The organism is Bradyrhizobium retamae, from assembly GCF_001440415.1.
In the GTDB taxonomy this organism is placed as follows: Bacteria; Pseudomonadota; Alphaproteobacteria; order Rhizobiales; family Xanthobacteraceae; genus Bradyrhizobium; species Bradyrhizobium retamae.
The window spans coordinates 1-15,692 of record NZ_LLYA01000216.1 but is presented as its reverse complement, the minus strand read 5'-3'; the positions used below and the strand labels follow the sequence as shown (position 1 = coordinate 15,692).

At 60.7% G+C, this 15,692-nt stretch carries 18 protein-coding genes and 3 pseudogenes; 20 read left to right on the top strand and 1 reads right to left on the bottom strand.

Translation table 11 applies throughout. The features are described from left to right. The first annotated feature begins 14 nt into the window (after positions 1–14). The 19 genes and pseudogenes from CQ13_RS46925 to CQ13_RS47485 all read left to right on the top strand — a co-directional run. A pseudogene (locus CQ13_RS46925) lies at positions 15–269 on the top strand (NifU family protein). Positions 270–280: 11 nt separating this feature from the next. Further along, entirely contained in the window at positions 281–1,474 is a 1,194-nt protein-coding gene (gene nifS, locus CQ13_RS38040) for a cysteine desulfurase NifS (RefSeq protein WP_057847898.1), read from the top strand. Continuing rightward, on the top strand, positions 1,471–1,695 hold the full coding sequence (gene nifT, locus CQ13_RS38035; RefSeq protein ID WP_057847894.1) for a putative nitrogen fixation protein NifT: 225 nt from the start codon (positions 1,471–1,473) through the stop codon (positions 1,693–1,695). Before nifS ends, nifT begins: the two co-directional genes overlap by 4 nt. After that, the gene (locus CQ13_RS38030) at positions 1,692–2,555 is read left to right on the top strand and encodes an SIR2 family NAD-dependent protein deacylase (RefSeq protein ID WP_057847893.1); all 864 of its coding nucleotides are present in this window, start codon (positions 1,692–1,694) and stop codon (positions 2,553–2,555) included. The genes nifT and CQ13_RS38030 overlap by 4 nt, the downstream gene beginning before the upstream one ends. 339 nt (positions 2,556–2,894) lie before the next feature. Beyond that, entirely contained in the window at positions 2,895–4,394 is a 1,500-nt protein-coding gene (nifB, locus tag CQ13_RS38025; RefSeq protein ID WP_245309605.1) for a nitrogenase cofactor biosynthesis protein NifB, read from the top strand. A gap of 11 nt (positions 4,395–4,405) precedes the next feature. Further along, on the top strand, positions 4,406–4,630 hold the full coding sequence (locus CQ13_RS38020) for a 4Fe-4S binding protein (RefSeq protein WP_057847892.1): 225 nt from the start codon (positions 4,406–4,408) through the stop codon (positions 4,628–4,630). 11 nt (positions 4,631–4,641) lie between these two features. Further along, positions 4,642–4,983: a HesB/IscA family protein gene (locus CQ13_RS38015; protein WP_245309602.1), complete on the top strand. Its 342-nt coding sequence runs from the start codon at positions 4,642–4,644 to the stop codon at positions 4,981–4,983. Next, the gene (locus CQ13_RS38010) at positions 4,980–5,516 is read left to right on the top strand and encodes a hypothetical protein (protein ID WP_156434153.1); all 537 of its coding nucleotides are present in this window, start codon (positions 4,980–4,982) and stop codon (positions 5,514–5,516) included. The genes CQ13_RS38015 and CQ13_RS38010 overlap by 4 nt, the downstream gene beginning before the upstream one ends. Then, positions 5,506–6,279, top strand: a complete 774-nt coding sequence (locus CQ13_RS38005) for a 4Fe4S-binding leucine-rich repeat protein (RefSeq protein ID WP_057847890.1) — start codon at positions 5,506–5,508, stop codon at positions 6,277–6,279. The genes CQ13_RS38010 and CQ13_RS38005 overlap by 11 nt, the downstream gene beginning before the upstream one ends. Beyond that, positions 6,276–6,596 carry a nitrogen fixation protein NifZ gene (locus CQ13_RS38000; protein ID WP_057847889.1) on the top strand — a complete coding sequence of 107 codons (321 nt, stop codon included), beginning with the start codon at positions 6,276–6,278 and terminating at the stop codon, positions 6,594–6,596. Before CQ13_RS38005 ends, CQ13_RS38000 begins: the two co-directional genes overlap by 4 nt. After that, entirely contained in the window at positions 6,593–6,832 is a 240-nt protein-coding gene (locus CQ13_RS37995) for a nitrogen fixation protein NifZ (protein WP_057847888.1), read from the top strand. Before CQ13_RS38000 ends, CQ13_RS37995 begins: the two co-directional genes overlap by 4 nt. A 15-nt stretch (positions 6,833–6,847) precedes the next feature. Then, a complete protein-coding gene (locus CQ13_RS37990) occupies positions 6,848–7,207 on the top strand; it encodes a DUF3024 domain-containing protein (protein WP_057847887.1) in 360 nt (119 codons plus the stop codon). 33 nt (positions 7,208–7,240) lie between these two features. Beyond that, positions 7,241–7,510: a DUF6129 family protein gene (locus tag CQ13_RS37985; RefSeq protein WP_057847896.1), complete on the top strand. Its 270-nt coding sequence runs from the start codon at positions 7,241–7,243 to the stop codon at positions 7,508–7,510. Between the two features lie 5 nt (positions 7,511–7,515). Further along, complete coding sequence (locus tag CQ13_RS37980) at positions 7,516–8,706, top strand: DegT/DnrJ/EryC1/StrS family aminotransferase (protein WP_245309604.1); 1,191 nt, start codon at positions 7,516–7,518, stop codon at positions 8,704–8,706. Between the two features lie 595 nt (positions 8,707–9,301). Then, positions 9,302–9,751, top strand: coding sequence for a Rieske (2Fe-2S) protein (locus CQ13_RS37970; RefSeq protein WP_057847895.1), 450 nt, complete (start codon positions 9,302–9,304; stop codon positions 9,749–9,751). 1,715 nt (positions 9,752–11,466) lie between these two features. Next, positions 11,467–11,678 (top strand): annotated as a pseudogene (locus CQ13_RS44890) (BolA family protein); the annotation flags it as partial. Positions 11,679–11,743: 65 nt separating this feature from the next. Beyond that, complete coding sequence (locus CQ13_RS37965; protein WP_057847884.1) at positions 11,744–12,091, top strand: (2Fe-2S) ferredoxin domain-containing protein; 348 nt, start codon at positions 11,744–11,746, stop codon at positions 12,089–12,091. Positions 12,092–12,539: 448 nt separating this feature from the next. Beyond that, positions 12,540–12,737 carry a hypothetical protein gene (locus tag CQ13_RS37960; protein ID WP_057847883.1) on the top strand — a complete coding sequence of 66 codons (198 nt, stop codon included), beginning with the start codon at positions 12,540–12,542 and terminating at the stop codon, positions 12,735–12,737. Between the two features lie 161 nt (positions 12,738–12,898). After that, positions 12,899–13,626 (top strand): annotated as a pseudogene (locus tag CQ13_RS47485) (transposase); the annotation flags it as partial. Between the two features lie 507 nt (positions 13,627–14,133). On the opposite strand, the gene CQ13_RS37945 reads toward CQ13_RS47485, so the two are convergent. Next, positions 14,134–14,403 carry a hypothetical protein gene (locus CQ13_RS37945; protein WP_057847880.1) on the bottom strand — a complete coding sequence of 90 codons (270 nt, stop codon included), beginning with the start codon at positions 14,401–14,403 and terminating at the stop codon, positions 14,134–14,136. Positions 14,404–15,441: 1,038 nt separating this feature from the next. Between CQ13_RS37945 and CQ13_RS45085 the strand changes: the two genes are divergently transcribed. Beyond that, a partial coding sequence (locus CQ13_RS45085) for a hypothetical protein (RefSeq protein WP_210183091.1) occupies positions 15,442–15,692 on the top strand: 251 nt, incomplete at its 3' end.

Below are 15,692 nucleotides of genomic sequence, written 5' to 3'. Positions count from 1 at the left end.
TCGAACCGGAACAATTGAAGCAACCGCCGAGCATTGAGACCGGTCGGGAGCAACTACGGCGCGAACCGGCCGAATCTGCAACGCGACGGCGGCGACTGTCAGCTGGTCGGGATCGAGGGCAGCAAGATCATGGTGAAGCTGACTGGTGCCTGCGTATTCTGCAAGCTTTCAAGCGCGACGCTAGAAGGCATTCAGGCGCGGCTGGTCGAAAGCTCGGCGAATTCGTTCGCCTCATCCCGGTCGCCGGCGTCGCCAATGCGCGGCATTGAAGGAGGCGTTTGTGCCGATCTATCTCGACAACAATGCGACCACGCGGACAGATCCGTGTGTCTTGCAAGCCATGTTGCCGTTCCTCACGGAGCAGTTCGGCAATGCCTCGTCCACCCATACCTTCGGCAGCGAGATCGCGGGCGCGGTGGGGAAGGCGCGCCGCAGCCTGCAGAATTTGCTGGGGGCCGCCCACGATCATGAGATCGTCTTCACCTCCGGCGGGACCGAGTCCAACAACGCCGCCATCCTTTCTGCGCTTACGACCCAGGAAGGGCGCGACGAGATCGTCACCACCTCCGTCGAGCATTCCGCCATCCTCACGCTGGTCGAGCAATTGGCGACAAGGGGCATCAACACGCACGTGATCCCGGTGGATTCGCGCGGACGGCTCGACGTCGAGGCCTTTCGCTGGGCGCTTGGACCACGCACGGCGATTGCGTCGGTTATGTGGGCCAACAACGAGACCGGCACGATTTTCCCGGTGGAGTTTCTGGCCGGGTTAGCGCGTGCGGCAGGCGCGCTGTTTCACACTGATGCCGTGCAGGCCATAGGCAGGGTGCCCATCGACCTGAAGGACAATGCTATCGACATGCTATCGCTGTCCGCGCACAAGCTGCACGGCCCCAAGGGGACCGGCGCGCTCTATTTACGCCAAGGCACAAATTTCAGACCGCTGATCTGGGGCGGGGCACAGGAACGAAGGCGCCGCGGCGGAACCGAGAACATCCCCGGCATCATCGGTCTTGGAAAAGCTGCAGAGCTTGCGGCGGAGCGGCTCGAGCCGGATCGCGTTCGCATTGGTGGGTTGCGCGATCGCCTGGAGCAGGCGATTTTGCACAACGGCCACTGCATGGCGCTCGGCGATGTCAGCAACCGGCTGCCGAACACGGCCAACATTGCCTTCGAGGATCTCGAAGGCGAAGCAATCGTCCACCATCTCAATCGCGCGGGCATTGCCGCTTCGCTGGGATCAGCTTGCAGCTCGTGCTCAATGGACCCGTCGCACGTGCTGCGCGCCATGAACGTGCCGGCGAGGAGCCTGCGCGGCGCGGTGCGCTTTTCCTTATCGCATGAAACCACCGTCGAAGAAGTCGATCACGTCGTCCGCGTATTGTCCGGCATCGTGGCTCACCTGCGCGCCATGTCACGAGAGCATCCCAATCCCACCAGCAATTCGCCCGCGATACACGAGTTGATCTCATGAAAGTCATGATTCGCCGCTCTCCGGAGGCGGGCCTGTCGATTTACGTGCCGAAAAAAGATCTCGAGGAGCCGATCGTTGAATCGGAGCACGAGACGCTGTGGGGCGGCTGGATCAGAATAGCCAATGGCTGGGTGCTCGATCTGCCCGAAATGGCGAGCGATACGCCGCTGCCGATCACGGTCAATGCCCGAAAGCGCGGCGAGGGCGGCGACGACCGATGAAGGCGACCCCGCAAATCGACTTTGTCAACGCGGCCGATGCGGAGGCGATTCTCACTGACGTAGCGGCTAGGCTGCGTGCCGGCAGCATTGTTCCCTATCTCGGACCTGGTCTCACCGCGTTGTCCAAACCGGATGCGCCGATGACGCCGGAGGCCTTGGCTGGCTTCTTCGCTACCAAGGTCGCGCTGCCGCGCCGGGCCAAGGGCAATGTCTGGGCGTCGGCGCAGCACATCGAGAGCAACAAGCATCGCTCCACCGTGACGGCATTGGTGGCGCAGGCCTTTGCTGCGCCGGTCGAGCCTACACCACTGCATCATCATCTCGCCGCGCTGTCCTTGCCTGTCATGGTCGATGCCTGGTATGACGGCGCGATGCGTGCGGCGCTCGGCAAGCACGAGGGGTGGGGCGAGGTGCAGGGCATTTGCCGCGCCGGCCTCGGCGAGGACCGCTGGTATCGCTTCTATGATGCGGAGGGCAGAGAGGTCGATCGCGCTGTGGCGCAGAGCTGGACCACGGTCCTCTACAAGCCGCACGGCGGCGTGCTGCCTGCCAGGAACTTCCTGATCTCTGACGCCGACTATGTCGAGGTGCTGACCGAGATCGACATTCAGACGCCGATCCCCGATGTGGTGAAAGAGCGGCGCAATGGCAGAAGATTTCTCTTCATCGGCTGCCGATTCAACGATCAGCTGCTGCGAACCTATGCGCGGCAGCTCACCAAGCGCTCAGCCGGTGTTCATTACGCCATCGTGGAACCGGATGTGCTGTCCAGGAATGAGCTGCGCTTTCTGGTCGAACAGGGCCTGACGCCGCTTGCGATCCCGCTCCCGCGCGCGATCGAGATCCTGCTCGCTGCCTGACAGACCTTGTATATGGGTCGATGTTGCTCGCGTGCCGGCGCATGCGAGTTGTCTTGCGTTTCGCGCCGGCGAATGACTGCGCTCATCTCCATGTCAGGATCAAGACGCCTGTCACACTTCGAACATTTCTAATGTCGTGCAGAAGGCTTCGCTTCCACGGCGAACCGCGGCAGGCGGCTCACTTTGTGACTTAGATCAAAACTGCTCGCCATTCCGGCCATGGCACGCGAGTTGCAAATCTTCTTTTCAGTTTCCGCCTTCAGGGAGAATGAACGGATGGACGTATCAGCGCTGGACGAAGCAAGCTTGGCAGGGAGCGCCGTCGACATCGGCGAGACCATGCAGGCGATCGCCGAGCACAAGGGCTGCGGCGCGTCCGGCGGCAGCGGCAAGGCGAGCTGCGGCTCGCAAGCCGGCCAGGGTGATCTGCCGACCGAGATCTGGGAGAAGGTCAAGAACCATCCCTGCTACAGCGAAGAAGCGCATCATCACTACGCCCGCATGCATGTTGCGGTTGCGCCCTCCTGCAACATCCAATGCAATTACTGCAATCGCAAATTTGATTGCGCCAATGAATCGCGCCCGGGCGTGGTGAGCGAAAAACTAACGCCGGAGCAGGCGGCGAAAAAGGTGCTGGCAGTCGCCTCCACCGTCCCACAGATGACCGTGCTCGGCATCGCTGGGCCCGGTGATCCCCTGGCCAATCCGAAAAAGACGTTCATGACCTTCGAGCTGGTGGCCAAGGCCGCTCCCGATATCAAGCTGTGCCTGTCGACCAACGGCCTCATGCTGCCCGACCATGTCGATACGATCGCCCGCTTCAAGATCGACCATGTCACCATCACCATCAACATGGTCCACCCCGAAATCGGCGCCAAAATCTATCCGTGGATTTTCTACAACCACAAGCGCCACACCGGCCTCGAAGCCGCAAAGATCCTCAACGACCGCCAGCTGCAAGGCCTCGAGATGCTCACCGAGCGGGGCATCCTCTGCAAGATCAATTCGGTGATGATCCCGGGCATCAATGACCAGCACCTCGTCGAGGTCAACAAGGCGGTCAAATCGCGCGGCGCGTTCCTACACAACATCATGCCGCTGATCTCCGCGCCCGAGCACGGCACGGTGTTCGGTCTCAACGGTCAGCGGGCTCCGACCGCGCAGGAATTGAAAGCACTGCAGGATGCCTGCGAAGGCGAGATGAGCATGATGCGGCACTGCCGCCAGTGCCGCGCCGACGCTGTCGGCCTGCTCGGCGAGGACCGTAGCGCGGAGTTCACTACCGAGAAGGTTATGGCCATGGATGTCAACTATGACCTCCAGATGCGCAAGGCCTATCAGGCCAAGGTCGAGGAGGAGCGCGTCGCCAAGGTTGCTGCCGAGCAGGAAGAGCTCGCCGAGCTCGCCAGCGAGATGAGCGACATCAAGCTCTTGGTTGCAGTGGCGACGAAGGGCACGGGGCTGATTAACGAGCATTTTGGGCATGCCAAGGAGTTCCAAGTGTACGAACTCTCCACTACGGGCGCCAAATTCGTCGGCCATCGCCGCGTCGATCACTATTGCCGGGGCGGTTATGGCGAGGAGGAGAGCCTTGCCACCATCATCCGCGCCATCAACGACTGCCATGCGGTCTTCGTGGCCAAGATCGGCGGCTGTCCGAAGAGCAATCTGTTGAAGGCAGGGATCGAGCCGGTCGACCAATACGCCCATGAGTTCATCGAAAAATCAGCGATCGCCTGGTTCAAGTCCTATCTTGCGAAGGTGCAAAGCGGCGAGATCCAGCATGTTGAGCGGGGCGAGGCGGCGATCCGCCAGGGCGCGCTGATTTCGGCGGCGTAAGGGAGATATCCATGCCGTTCAAGATCATTGCCTCGCAATGCTCCGGCTGCTCGGCTTGCGAGCTCGAATGTCCGAATGTCGCAATCTCGGAGAAAGGCGGGACGTTCGTCATCGACCCGAAGAAATGCACCGAGTGCATCGGCCATTTCGACGAGCCGCAATGCGTCGCGGTGTGCCCGGTTGATAACACCTGCGTCGTCGACACCTCATTGCCACGCTACCAGGCGCGGGCGTAGGGGGCGAGCCCATGACCATCACGCTGACGCCCGCCGCTGAAAAACTCACGAGTTACGTGCTGCGCGCCGATGGCACCGTTGGCGCCGGTTTCCGGCTCGCCGTCACGGCAGATGGTTGCTCGGGGTTGTCCGCCGATATAGGTGTTGCGCCGGCAGCTCAGCCCGGTCAGCAAGGCGTAGAGCGCAACGGCCTAAATTTGCTTCTCAATGCCGAGAGCCAGCTAATGCTTGGCCTTGTCACCATCGATTTGACCGACACCTCTGCGCAGACCAGGCTGATCTTTCCAGAAGCAGGTATGCTGCTCCAGCAACACCGCAAAGGCTGCCCATTAGAAGAGGAAAGCTGCCAATGAACCTCGATGGGGCAGGCAATCCGCTGTCCGAGAGCGAGGGGGCGCTGATCGCGCACACGCTACTCGGCGAAGGGCTGCCGCGCGAAGCCAAGGATCATCTGTGGGACGCCGGGCTGTCCTATCACCTGGACGAGATCGCGGAAAAACACCTGCATGAAGCGCAGGCGCTGGCGCCGGGCCACGCCGCCGTCCTGATCGGGCTCTACCGCTTCTATTTCTACAAAGGTCGCTTGGCCGAGGCGTTGGAGGTCGCAAAGCTCTGTATTTGTAAGGCAGCACGTGAAAACAGTCTCGCAGACGATTGGCGGCGGGTCAGCGCGGGCGACGCTGCTTTCGATCGCTACGAGAACATCCTGCCGCGCTTCTATTTATTTTCCCTGAAAGCCTACGCCTACCTGCAGATGCGGCTCGGCGATCTGGATGAAGGGCACGCCGCCGCCAACAAGCTTGTGGAGCTCGACCCGACCGACAAGATCGGCGCCAAGGTGCTCCTGGACGTGCTGGAGCGGATGGGGCAGGACGATGACGGATGACATCGATAAGGCCCGCGACTGGCTGGGCAACGAGGTCGACTGCGGCACCTGCACGCATCTCGGGCTCAGGGCCAGCGGCGGCTGCCGCTTGATGCACGCCTGCGTCAACGACCGCTACGCCCGCTGCATCGACCGCTTCTTCAACTGGAATCCGGTGCTGGCCGACGCTTACGTCACACATCCGCATTTCGAGGTGCGCGCAATCGCGGCCAACCACGCCAATGTGTTCCTGCTGCCGATGCTGCTCGACGATGCTGAGGAAACCGTGCGCTGGAACGCGGCGCGCCGCCTGCCCAAGCGCTTTGCGCTGCGGCTGCGCAGCGACCCGCATCGGGAGGTGAGGATGCGGGTTGCGACCTTGCTGGACGGCGAGGAGCTGGCGCCGATGATGTCGGACGAGGACTATTACGTCCGCCTGGTGGTGGCGAGCCGGATCGCGCCGGCGCTGCTTGGGGGTCTCATGAGCGATGACGAGCCCGAGGTGCGCCGCGTGGTCGCGCTCCGCATTCCCCATGACTGGCTGCTCGGCATGGTCACTGATCCCGATGGCACCGTGCGGCTCGAGATCGCACGGCGGCTGTCTCCGGATTCGCTCAGCCTGCTGCGCCGCGATCCGGATTGGCGCGTCCGCTATGAGGTGGCAAGCCGCATTATGGCGGCCGAGCTGGCGGAGTTGACCGAGGACGGGGACTCGATGGTGCAGGAAGCCGCCCGCGCGCGCGCGGCCATCCGGCCCGAACGACCGAGAGAGAGTGGGACATGAGCAACATCGTTCGCGACAGCGAGGTGGTCGAGCTGACCGGGCCGCCTTTCTTCAGCTTTGGCGAAAAGGTGCGGGCCAACCGCACCATCCGCAATGACGGAACCTATGCCGGCAAGGAAGTCGGCGAGATCCTCGCCAAAAAGGGGGAGGTGGGTTACGTCGTTTCAATCGGCACTTTCCTGCAGCAGTTCTACATCTATGGCGTCGAATTTCTCGAAAGCGGCAACCGCGTCGGCATGAAGCGCAAGGAGCTCGTGCCGGCGGTGGCGCGCGAGGAGTTTGAGGACCTGCCGTTGCCGGAAGAGGCCGCGTCATGATCGACCCGAGGCTGCCGAAGTACCAATGGGGCCAGCGCGTCAAGGCGGCGATCGACCTCATTAACGACGGCTCCTTTCCGGATGCACCGGCCGATGGACTATTGATGGGCGCCGGAGGGATCGGCGAGATCGTGCAGGTCGGCAGGCATACCGAAGCGAACGTGCCAATCTATCTCGTCGAGTTCGGCGAGCGGCTGGTCGTCGGCTGTCTTGAAGAAGAAATTGCAGTGCTTTGAGGGTGCTGGTTCGCGATGAATGCTGCGGTGATGAGAAAACTAGCGATCGGACTGATCCCTCACCCGAACGAGCTCGATCGCAAGCGGATCGAGCGTGCCTTGGGCTCGCGCAAGCGCTATCGCTTTGTGTCGCCGAATGTGAAGCCGGTGAGGGGTGGCTATCTGATCGAGAGTCCCTGCTGCTCTCGCAATATCGACAAGGACGGCGGCCTGATCGATGTCGCGCTGATCCACTATGACATGGTGAGCGGGATGTGGAAGCTGTTTCGCATGAACCACGCGCACGGGATCTGGGAGTTTTACAGCATTTACCTCCGGCTGACCTCAGCGATCGAGGATTTAAACACGGATCCAGAGCGGCGGTTCTGGCAATAAAGCTGATTTGGGACTAGTTGTATGGGAGCCGCGATGGCGCTTGGCACAGACCAACTGATCGAAATAGAACGGGTGCTTGCGGCGGCGGAGGCCGATGCAAGCCCATTCCTCGAGCTGCGGCGCCGTTTTCCGCACCTCGCCTTCACGCGCTGTGATGCGTCTGATGTGACGGAGCGGCCGTTCCGAAGCTTTCCGCGTTTCGACCTGCATCTGATCGATGGCTGCGATCGCTGCGTGCAGATCACGGCCGATCCGGCACGCGCGATTGGTATCCTGCTGGCGGCAAGGAGTACTGGGCGGTGACCGGCATTGCACTCGCAGAGGATCACGGCGATGGCACCGAAGCAACCGAGGCCGTATCCTTCATTCCGCTCTCCGATCCCGATATCACCTCCGCCGAGCTCTCTGCCGTGGAAGCGCTGCTATGTTCGCCGCGAATCTCCAATGGGCCGATCACTGACGCCTTCGAGAAAGCCTTTGCCGCCTATCTTGGCCGCAAATATGCCGTTGCCGTCCCCAGCGGCACGATCGGGCTTCTGCTTGCGCTAAAAGCGCTAGGCATCGGGCCCGGGCAGGAGGTGATCGCCTCGCCTTATTCGTTTCGCGAGACGGTGCATGCTATCAGTCTCGTGGGCGCGAGGGCCGTATTTGCCGACGTCGACTATTGGTCGGGAGCCTTGGCTCCGGCGAAGGTCGAAGAGCGTGTCACGGCCAACACGCGGGCGATTATTGGTGGCAACCCCAATGGCCATCCGGCGCCATGGTTGGAGCTGCGCGCGATCGCGCAGCGCCATCAGCTGCCGCTCCTGGAGGATTCGACCGAAGCGATCGGATCGCGATACAAGGGCGAACTCGTTGGCCGCTTTGGCGATATCGCCGTGTTCGACTTCGCCCAGCCACTGGCCCTGACCTGCGGTGAAGGCGGCATGGTGGTGACCGACGACATCGACTTGGCCGGCGGCTTGCGTCGCCATCGCGCACATCGGCTGGATGAGCGCTCCTCCATTGTCGTCAGCAGCGCAGCGCCCCACCAGGCCGGCATGAGCGATATCACAGCCGCGCTGGGCCTTGCGCAGCTAAGGCGCCTCGACGAAATCCTGGAGCGACGCCGGCTCGCCGAACAGCTCTACAATGCGCATATGCAATCCTTCGAAGGTATCAAGCCGCCCTATGTGGCTCCCGAAGCGACCGAGGTGAACTGGTTCCTCTATCTCGTCCATCTCGGGACGCGCTTCACGCGCTCCAGCCGCGATGCCATCGTCGATGACCTGCGCATCGAGCAGGTCGAGGCCGCCGCCTATTGCCATCCGTTGCATTTGCAGCGGCATTATTTCGAACGCGGCTATCGGCATGGCGATTTTCTTGTCACGGAAAAGATCGCCGATCGCGCCCTGGTACTGCCGTTTCACACCCACCTCACCGATGACCAGATCGAGTTCATCGTGGAGACGATAAAGGATGCGTCAATCAACATCGGCGCTGGCGCTGCAATTTATTAGACCCGAGGAATCATAAATGGGACGCAAAAGGAGGGCTTGAATGTCGACAGCCACGGCCTCACCATGGGGCAAGATGATCGAGGTCATTCAGGCCACATCACTCTTGGCGGTGCTGCAGAACCCGAAGATCGCAACGCCAAACAAATGCAAGTGCAGACCAAACGTGGATCCTCCGACATTTCGTCCGGCAAGGCCGCAAGGAACTCTCGAGGGTGGTGCGCAAAGAGAATGACAAGCTCAATACGATCGGAGGAGGCGCCTCCAAGTTGCGGCTCGCCTGCGAAGTCAAGTTGCTCGGAACCGGTAGCATGATCATCGAGCTCTTCGGCTTCGGCTCGGGTTTCTTCAAGCTTGGGCGGGAAGGCACATGGATTTCGCAACACGTCATTGTTCCCTGAACGAGACAGTGGTGGAGCTTGACGAGCGCCTGGCCGGCCTCACGCCGCACCAATGGTTTGATTTTATCAGCGGGCCGTCGATGCCCTTCCAGGAGCTGGTCGGTGGAATTGGCGTGCTTCGGCTGACCAGTGCCGCCGTCGATGCCTTCAGGCAGGAAAATGCAACGACAAGCACGAGCGAAGGGAGGCACCGCGACATGGGTAGCCAAGAGATCGAGGTGTTCACCGTCTGTCGCGCCGATGCAATCGAGCGGGGCGGCGCGAAGGGTTTTAACCTGTCGCGGATCGACGAGAGCGGCGAGAGCCGGCCGTTTCTGATTGTCGTGGTGCGGACCTTCGGAAACGACTACCACGGCTATGTCAACCGCTGCCCGCATGACGGTGTCTGGCTCAACATCGGCTCCGGAGAGTTTTTCTCGTCGGACCGCGCCTTTATCAGATGCGGCCGGCACGGTGCGACATTCGAGATCGATAGCGGGTTTTGCATCGATGGCCCCTGCAACGGAAAGGCCCTTGAGCCGGTCGCGCTCGCTGTGGTCGACGGCGACGTCTGCCTGTGTGGCGTGAAGCTGGTGGAGGACGACGGGTTTCCCGATCCGTTCGAGGACAGCGACGAAACCATGGACATCATGATCCATCCGGATTAACAGGGATGATCTCATGACCGTAGCTCAGGAGTCTTTCGGTAAAGCGCCGTCGTTCTCATGAACATTGGCGCAGGCCGCGCCTGTCGCTGCTTTCGAACTCGTGAGAGATCAAGGGCCGGGCACGGCGGCCGAAGTCATCCAGTAGCCCGGCATGAATGAATGGTACGGGGACAGTCGAACAGCGAGACGCGCAGCCATTTCGGTGTTCGAGCCGCATTGGCGGCTTTGTGAGGACCGATCGGCCGGTCGACAGCTCTTGGCGCGCATGGATGAATTGCCTGAAGCGGAGACCATTCGCGCCGTGCATCCGGCTGATGTCGGGGGCACCAAGGAGGTGTTCAAGTGCGATCTCACCGAATGGAGGGCGGGCCAAAAATCTAAACTTCCGAGAAGGGCCATGCCAGCGGCCGCGCCAGAGCCATCTCAGTTTTCTCATCGGTGGCGCCGAGCTCGACCCCCTGGCTCGCCTACATGTGCGGCGTATTGCAGGAGACGATTGCTAACGAAACCGCGCGCGCCGAACTCGACCTTGCGCTGTCAACGCTCGCCGGCGCAATCAGGCCGGTATGATGAAAGACCGCGGCGCATCCTAAAGAGAAGGTGGCAGCGCTCCCCTCGTCCCGCTTGCCTTTTCCTTTCCGTTCGCTCTTGGCCTGCGACAAGACGCCGGCGTCCTTTTAGGAGAATTGGCGGCTGCCTCTCCATAATAGTGCTAGATCCACAAATCGCGTGCGGGCGAGCGCGAGCTGCACGGTTCCACGCCGTTTACGGAGTGAGGCAGGCCGCAAGGGGCGAACATCGATGCCAGCACTTTTTGGTCGGGTGAAGCCGGGTGCGCGCCTTTTGCTTCCGATGACACCCGCGCTTGTGGAGGGCGCCGAGACCGAGCAGGTGCTAGTGACGTCCAGGCGCGCTTGAAACAAAGAAAGCCCCCGGCGGCCATAACACCGCCGAGGGCTCCGTCTGGGCTGGCTGGGGGTGCGTAGACCCAGACGTAACAGGACCGTTAGGGGTGAACGATCCTGTATCAGAAGCCCTTGGAGACTCGCTGAAGCCAGATTGGCCGTGCGTGCAGGGTGAGGGGGCAACCCTGCGAAGTACAAATCCCAGTCACGCGCGGCAACTCAAAGGGCTTATCCATTGACGTAGTCTTGCGATCGAGGTCTCCGCCCCAGGAATCAATTGATTGAAGGGCCGGCTATTGGCATCGCTGATCGCGGTTTGCCATTCGCGCTCCTAGCCGGCTCGGCTTGCAATCTCGCACAATCCACGATCACGCGCCCCTCGTCGCACGGTCCAGCGCTCGCCGAAAGATGCCGTGGGTTCGCGCCGGATCACGCCTTGCTGTAAGCGTCGATCTCATCAGGAAGATCGCGAAATTGATGGGCTCCTCTGTGAAGACGACAGTCACGGCGATCGCTACATCCTTCCGCGGGGTGACATTGCAAGAGCCGGGCTATGCGGAAGGACGGGGATTCTCCGGATATCTTGGGCCTCGCTGCGGAACAGCTGTAGGCGGGCGCGTGCGGCTCGATGTTTGTCACATCCGCAACAGAAGAGACCTTTGCTGTGGCAAACGTGACAACGACTGGTAGTTGCACGTCGGCAGATTGAGAAGGGTTGGCGCAGAAGCACGCCCTCTCGCATCTTGGTTCGAGGCTTGCATGGAGAAGCACGATGGCGGAGCAAGCAAAGCGGGAGCAAGGAAGATTGCGATGATGGGACCAGACGAAGCCCTGAGCAGGAAGGCCTTTCCAGAGGCGAAGGTTTCCGTGGCAGATCTTGCCGGCGACGGCGATCATCATGGCGCCCGCGTCATTCCGCTTGCCTTCACAATCAAGAGCCGAAGCAGCATCAGATTGTGTATGCGACGCTCAACGGGACAATGGGTGACGAACTTCACGGGCTTGCGCAGGCGACCGCGCTCCTAGGGGCGATGCACTCGGACCTAGTCTTTCTTCAGATGAACTCAATCGAACGCTTGGCAGGCACATGAACTCAGAAACGGAATTCCAGCTTCCTCAACTCTACAGGCCTGATGTCTTTGCCTGCCACGTCCAGCGTCCGCCCACACATCCGCACGCCAGCTGCGGCGCGGCCGGCGCGCAAGTCCTGTGGGACAGGATGAGAAACGCGATCGAAGCGCAAGGGCTCACCGATATCGGCTTCACGGCCGCGGGCTGCCTCGGCTTTTGCAACGCAGGTCCCTTAATGGCGGTCTATCCTGACGGCATCTGGTATCGCCCGACCACCGCCGACGACATCGACGAAATCATCGAGTCCCATCTCAAGGAAGGCAAACGTGTCGACCGCCTAGTTGTGGTGTTGAAGCGGAGCTAGTGTCCTGAGTCACAAATTAGCAATCGCAGATTCGCAATACATTCGTCGCTAGCGCGTTCGAACCTCTGCGCGCGCATGGTACGCAGCAGCCTACCGTCTAACTGCTGTGCTGCGCAGAAGAGCTTCGCCGAAATGTGAGCACAGCGCCGCCGCCCGAGGAGCAAGTCGGAATCATGATTCCAGCGCAAACTTGGCGAGGTTTGGTTTTGATTGATGTTCATGAGCAAATCGAGACCTTGTTCGCAATGTAGGCGCTCAATGACCAAACCTTTTGCCTATCGGAGACAGAGCTATGGCCCGAAATTGTCCGCCGAAATGCACTCCTGCGTCGTTATGGGATCGAGCCGATTTGATCCAAGCGCGACCCTGGGCAACCGGACAGGAGCACGTGTCGACTGCTTCAATCCGCGCGGCCCTTTCCCCAATAGCCGCAGGGAGACACAGCCCCATGAACGTTATCAATTTCCCGACCGTCAACGTTGCTTTCGCTGAAGCCTGCAAGGCTCGCAGCGCAGAGTCTGAACGCGTCACCAAACTGGAGCACGAGAATTTCGACATACGCACCGCGCTTGCCGACGCAGTGCTTGCGGGCGTGACGGCACGCGAATCAGTCGCAGTTTACCGTCAACAGCCGCCGCTCTGGTGACCCCTACGTTAGCGAGCTGATCGCGGAGAATCTGGCTCTTGAAGTCTGCTGAAGAACCCCTCGCCACGGAGGCGGCTTGATGATTCACTTTGTCTTCTCGAATTGGTGGCGATGATCATGCGCTGCAGGTTTACGGATCAGAGCGGTTTGTTTTTAGTGATTTGAACCGCAGCCTTGGGAGGCTCTATCCCAGGGAGGGACGTCCTTCGATCCCTCCGGAGCAATTGCTGAGCGCCTTGCTGCTGCAGGTGTTCTACGGCATCCGCTAGGAACGCCAGTTGATCGAGCAACTGGACTACAATCTTTTGTGTCGCCGGTTCGTGGGGCTGTCGCCCGACGATCCGGTCTGGGACCCGACCACCTTCACCAAGAACCGGGAGCGACTGCAGAACGGCGATGTGTTCACGAAGTTCATGACCAGGCTTCTGAACCATCCGCAGGTCAAGGCGCTGCTGTCGGCGAGCACTTCTCGGTGGATCGAACGCTGATCGAAGCCTGGGCTTCACAGAAGAGCTTTCGCCCCAAGGACGGCAGCGGCGACGATAATAACGGCGCCAATTTCCACGCCACCATGGATAACCGGCATGGGCTGGCGGTGGCCGGCAGGGTACGCCGCCAATGGCACAGCCGATCATGTCGCCAATCTTCCCGCTATCGGCGTGACGCCGCATGTGACGCAGAACCAGGCCGTCACCAAAACCGGCAAGACCCACAACAGCGCCCTCGACCAACGAACCACGCGGCATTCGGGATATGGCATGTCGTAATCACGCCGGGCGATTATCAAGTGCATCTTCGATGGGGCAAGCAGCACGGCACCATGCTCAAGACCAAACATCGTGGCATCGCTCGCGCCGACTTCCTAGCTCAATCATCGCTTATAACCTGAACCCGCATTCCCAAACTGCTTCGCTTAGCCACCCGCGTCAGCGTACACCTAACACCACACTAGAAAGCTGCATCCAATTCCACCGGGGCCCCCCAACAACGACCCGGCAAGAACAAGAAAAGTCTAGAGGCTGCCTTGGCTGCCTTTGCACGCCATAACGGCCAAAGCCGTACCCGCCGCCCGGGCGAGGTCCGTGTAGCACGACGAACCGCTGGGTGATCTCGCCCCATACCGACGCTGTCGACAACCGCGTGGCCGGAGCTGCCGGCGGAAGCGCAGGAGGCCCTCACGAGCGTGATGACGCAGTTGATCCTCGACCATGCAGCGTTGGCAGCGATGCCGCCTGCGAAAGCGTAATGGCGGCCAATGGCAAAGTTCATGGCTATTTTGTCCTCCTTGTCGGAGATGCACCCTCGACCGAGGGCTGGTTTGAGCGCTGCGAGTTGATCGTGCGGATATCCTGGGCGGCACGCGGAGCGATTGCGGCATTTTAGCGAGGCTTCAACTTTACTGGGAACTGGAATCAGTGTCGCCCTTCAGGTAATTCAGCATGGTGTTGCAGGCGTCCTCGGCCTCAGCGAAACTTTGGAGGGGCGAGCCGAGAACCCTGATCGCGCCACGGCCCTGGTGAAGTGGACGCCACGACGCGACGTAGCCCAACCTTCCGCGAAAGCCAGGACCGGTTGGGCTCTGGAAGCTGATCACGAACGAATAGTGGTCGCTGCTTGCGCTCCATATCTCCATGTCTTCGACGGCACGATGGAATTGCAGGGGCATCAGGGTCCGTTCGCTGGGCCAGCCCGAGAACCAAACTGCTGCGGGCCGGCGCCGGGCAGGGTCAATACAGCGCAGCTCTCGCCGGCAAATTGCGTTTCGTGGTCAAGCCATCGCTTTCTTATAGCCCACGGCCGGAAGTAGGAGCATTGTCGTCAAGCTTCGGCGTACATTGTAAGAATCGAACTCCACCGACTGCTAGACCGTATGTCTGAGGGAAGGCCGGAGGCCTATGGCCCGTAACGTGGCCTCTTCGCCTCCACATTGCACGGCAATTAATATGGATGTCTTGCGGAGGGCACCTTGCGGTAAATCAATCCGGCTTGAGGCGACTTAAGAGCTGGGCAAACCCGATCTAAGATCTGGTGACAGCGCCGAATGCGGTGCCGGAATCCCGATTGACCTCCATCAATGACTGCTCTGCGCTGAGGGACATAGCGCCGCCGCCAATCTCATCGAATATGATCGCCGCTTGGCCCTAAAACATACCTATGCATCTGGGCGACTTGGATTAAGTGAGGTCGAGGAGCGGGGTCGTTAAAGCGACAAGTGTACGGCCGGCCAATCAACATCAGCGCGTTTGGCCGCCGAGGTCATCGAGCCGGCTCGCTAAGCGGGTGCTGCCGGACGGGTGGCCAGGCGGTCGCGAACAGGGCACAATGGAAATCAATGGTGGCCTTCTAGCGCAGAGGCGGCGATCTCGACCCGAAGCTGAGTGCGTCCACCACCCGACACTTCTGGCCAGTACGACAGGGTCTTTCGCTCCAGCGACGATACACGCGATGGACAGAGACCTGCCACACCGAACTTTTGCAGCGAGCTATTATCGTTGGCCTCGATTGTGGTACCATCAGCTTACTTGGCGGCAACAACTGGCTGTCAGCGCAACAGCGGGCAGCCGTACCGGTAATTACCTGGGCACTGAGACCGCTAACGACCGCCCACACGGGCTACTGGCGCTTTGGCGCGAGCGACCCCGCCAGCTCAAGGCAGCTTTTGCCCTTGAGAAGCTCTATATGAAGAAGGCTGAAGGACGAGGACGTGAGACAAAAGACCAAACGAGTTCTGGTTATCGCGGCGGCGCTCGCGACGATCTGGGGTGTTGCAGGCGCTGAAGCCGCATCGAAGGATGAATGTAGCAAAGGCAAATACGCGGATGCGGCGCGCGAGCCGCTCTCGCGGTTTCTAGACTTGACGGTCCTGTATAACAAGAAATCGCAATGGCCTGAGGTACTAATGGTTCATCATAGTGATTTTGACGTTTTGATACCGAGCCATTCGAGGATGGGCAA

What these genes read in the sequence shown, in the direction of transcription:
- nifT (WP_057847894.1), top strand. Translation starts at nt 1,471, where the DNA reads ATGAAAGTCATGATTCGCCGCTCTCCGGAGGCGGGCCTGTCGATTTAC.
- CQ13_RS38030 (WP_057847893.1), top strand. Translation starts at nt 1,692, where the DNA reads ATGAAGGCGACCCCGCAAATCGACTTTGTCAACGCGGCCGATGCGGAG.
- nifB (WP_245309605.1), top strand. Translation starts at nt 2,895, where the DNA reads ATGCAGGCGATCGCCGAGCACAAGGGCTGCGGCGCGTCCGGCGGCAGC.
- CQ13_RS38020 (WP_057847892.1), top strand. Translation starts at nt 4,406, where the DNA reads ATGCCGTTCAAGATCATTGCCTCGCAATGCTCCGGCTGCTCGGCTTGC.
- CQ13_RS38015 (WP_245309602.1), top strand. Translation starts at nt 4,642, where the DNA reads ATGACCATCACGCTGACGCCCGCCGCTGAAAAACTCACGAGTTACGTG.
- CQ13_RS38010 (WP_156434153.1), top strand. Translation starts at nt 4,980, where the DNA reads ATGAACCTCGATGGGGCAGGCAATCCGCTGTCCGAGAGCGAGGGGGCG.
- CQ13_RS38005 (WP_057847890.1), top strand. Translation starts at nt 5,506, where the DNA reads ATGACGGATGACATCGATAAGGCCCGCGACTGGCTGGGCAACGAGGTC.
- CQ13_RS38000 (WP_057847889.1), top strand. Translation starts at nt 6,276, where the DNA reads ATGAGCAACATCGTTCGCGACAGCGAGGTGGTCGAGCTGACCGGGCCG.
- CQ13_RS37995 (WP_057847888.1), top strand. Translation starts at nt 6,593, where the DNA reads ATGATCGACCCGAGGCTGCCGAAGTACCAATGGGGCCAGCGCGTCAAG.
- CQ13_RS37990 (WP_057847887.1), top strand. Translation starts at nt 6,848, where the DNA reads ATGAATGCTGCGGTGATGAGAAAACTAGCGATCGGACTGATCCCTCAC.
- CQ13_RS37985 (WP_057847896.1), top strand. Translation starts at nt 7,241, where the DNA reads ATGGCGCTTGGCACAGACCAACTGATCGAAATAGAACGGGTGCTTGCG.
- CQ13_RS37970 (WP_057847895.1), top strand. Translation starts at nt 9,302, where the DNA reads ATGGGTAGCCAAGAGATCGAGGTGTTCACCGTCTGTCGCGCCGATGCA.
- CQ13_RS37965 (WP_057847884.1), top strand. Translation starts at nt 11,744, where the DNA reads ATGAACTCAGAAACGGAATTCCAGCTTCCTCAACTCTACAGGCCTGAT.
- CQ13_RS37960 (WP_057847883.1), top strand. Translation starts at nt 12,540, where the DNA reads ATGAACGTTATCAATTTCCCGACCGTCAACGTTGCTTTCGCTGAAGCC.
- CQ13_RS37945 (WP_057847880.1), bottom strand. Translation starts at nt 14,403, where the DNA reads ATGCCCCTGCAATTCCATCGTGCCGTCGAAGACATGGAGATATGGAGC.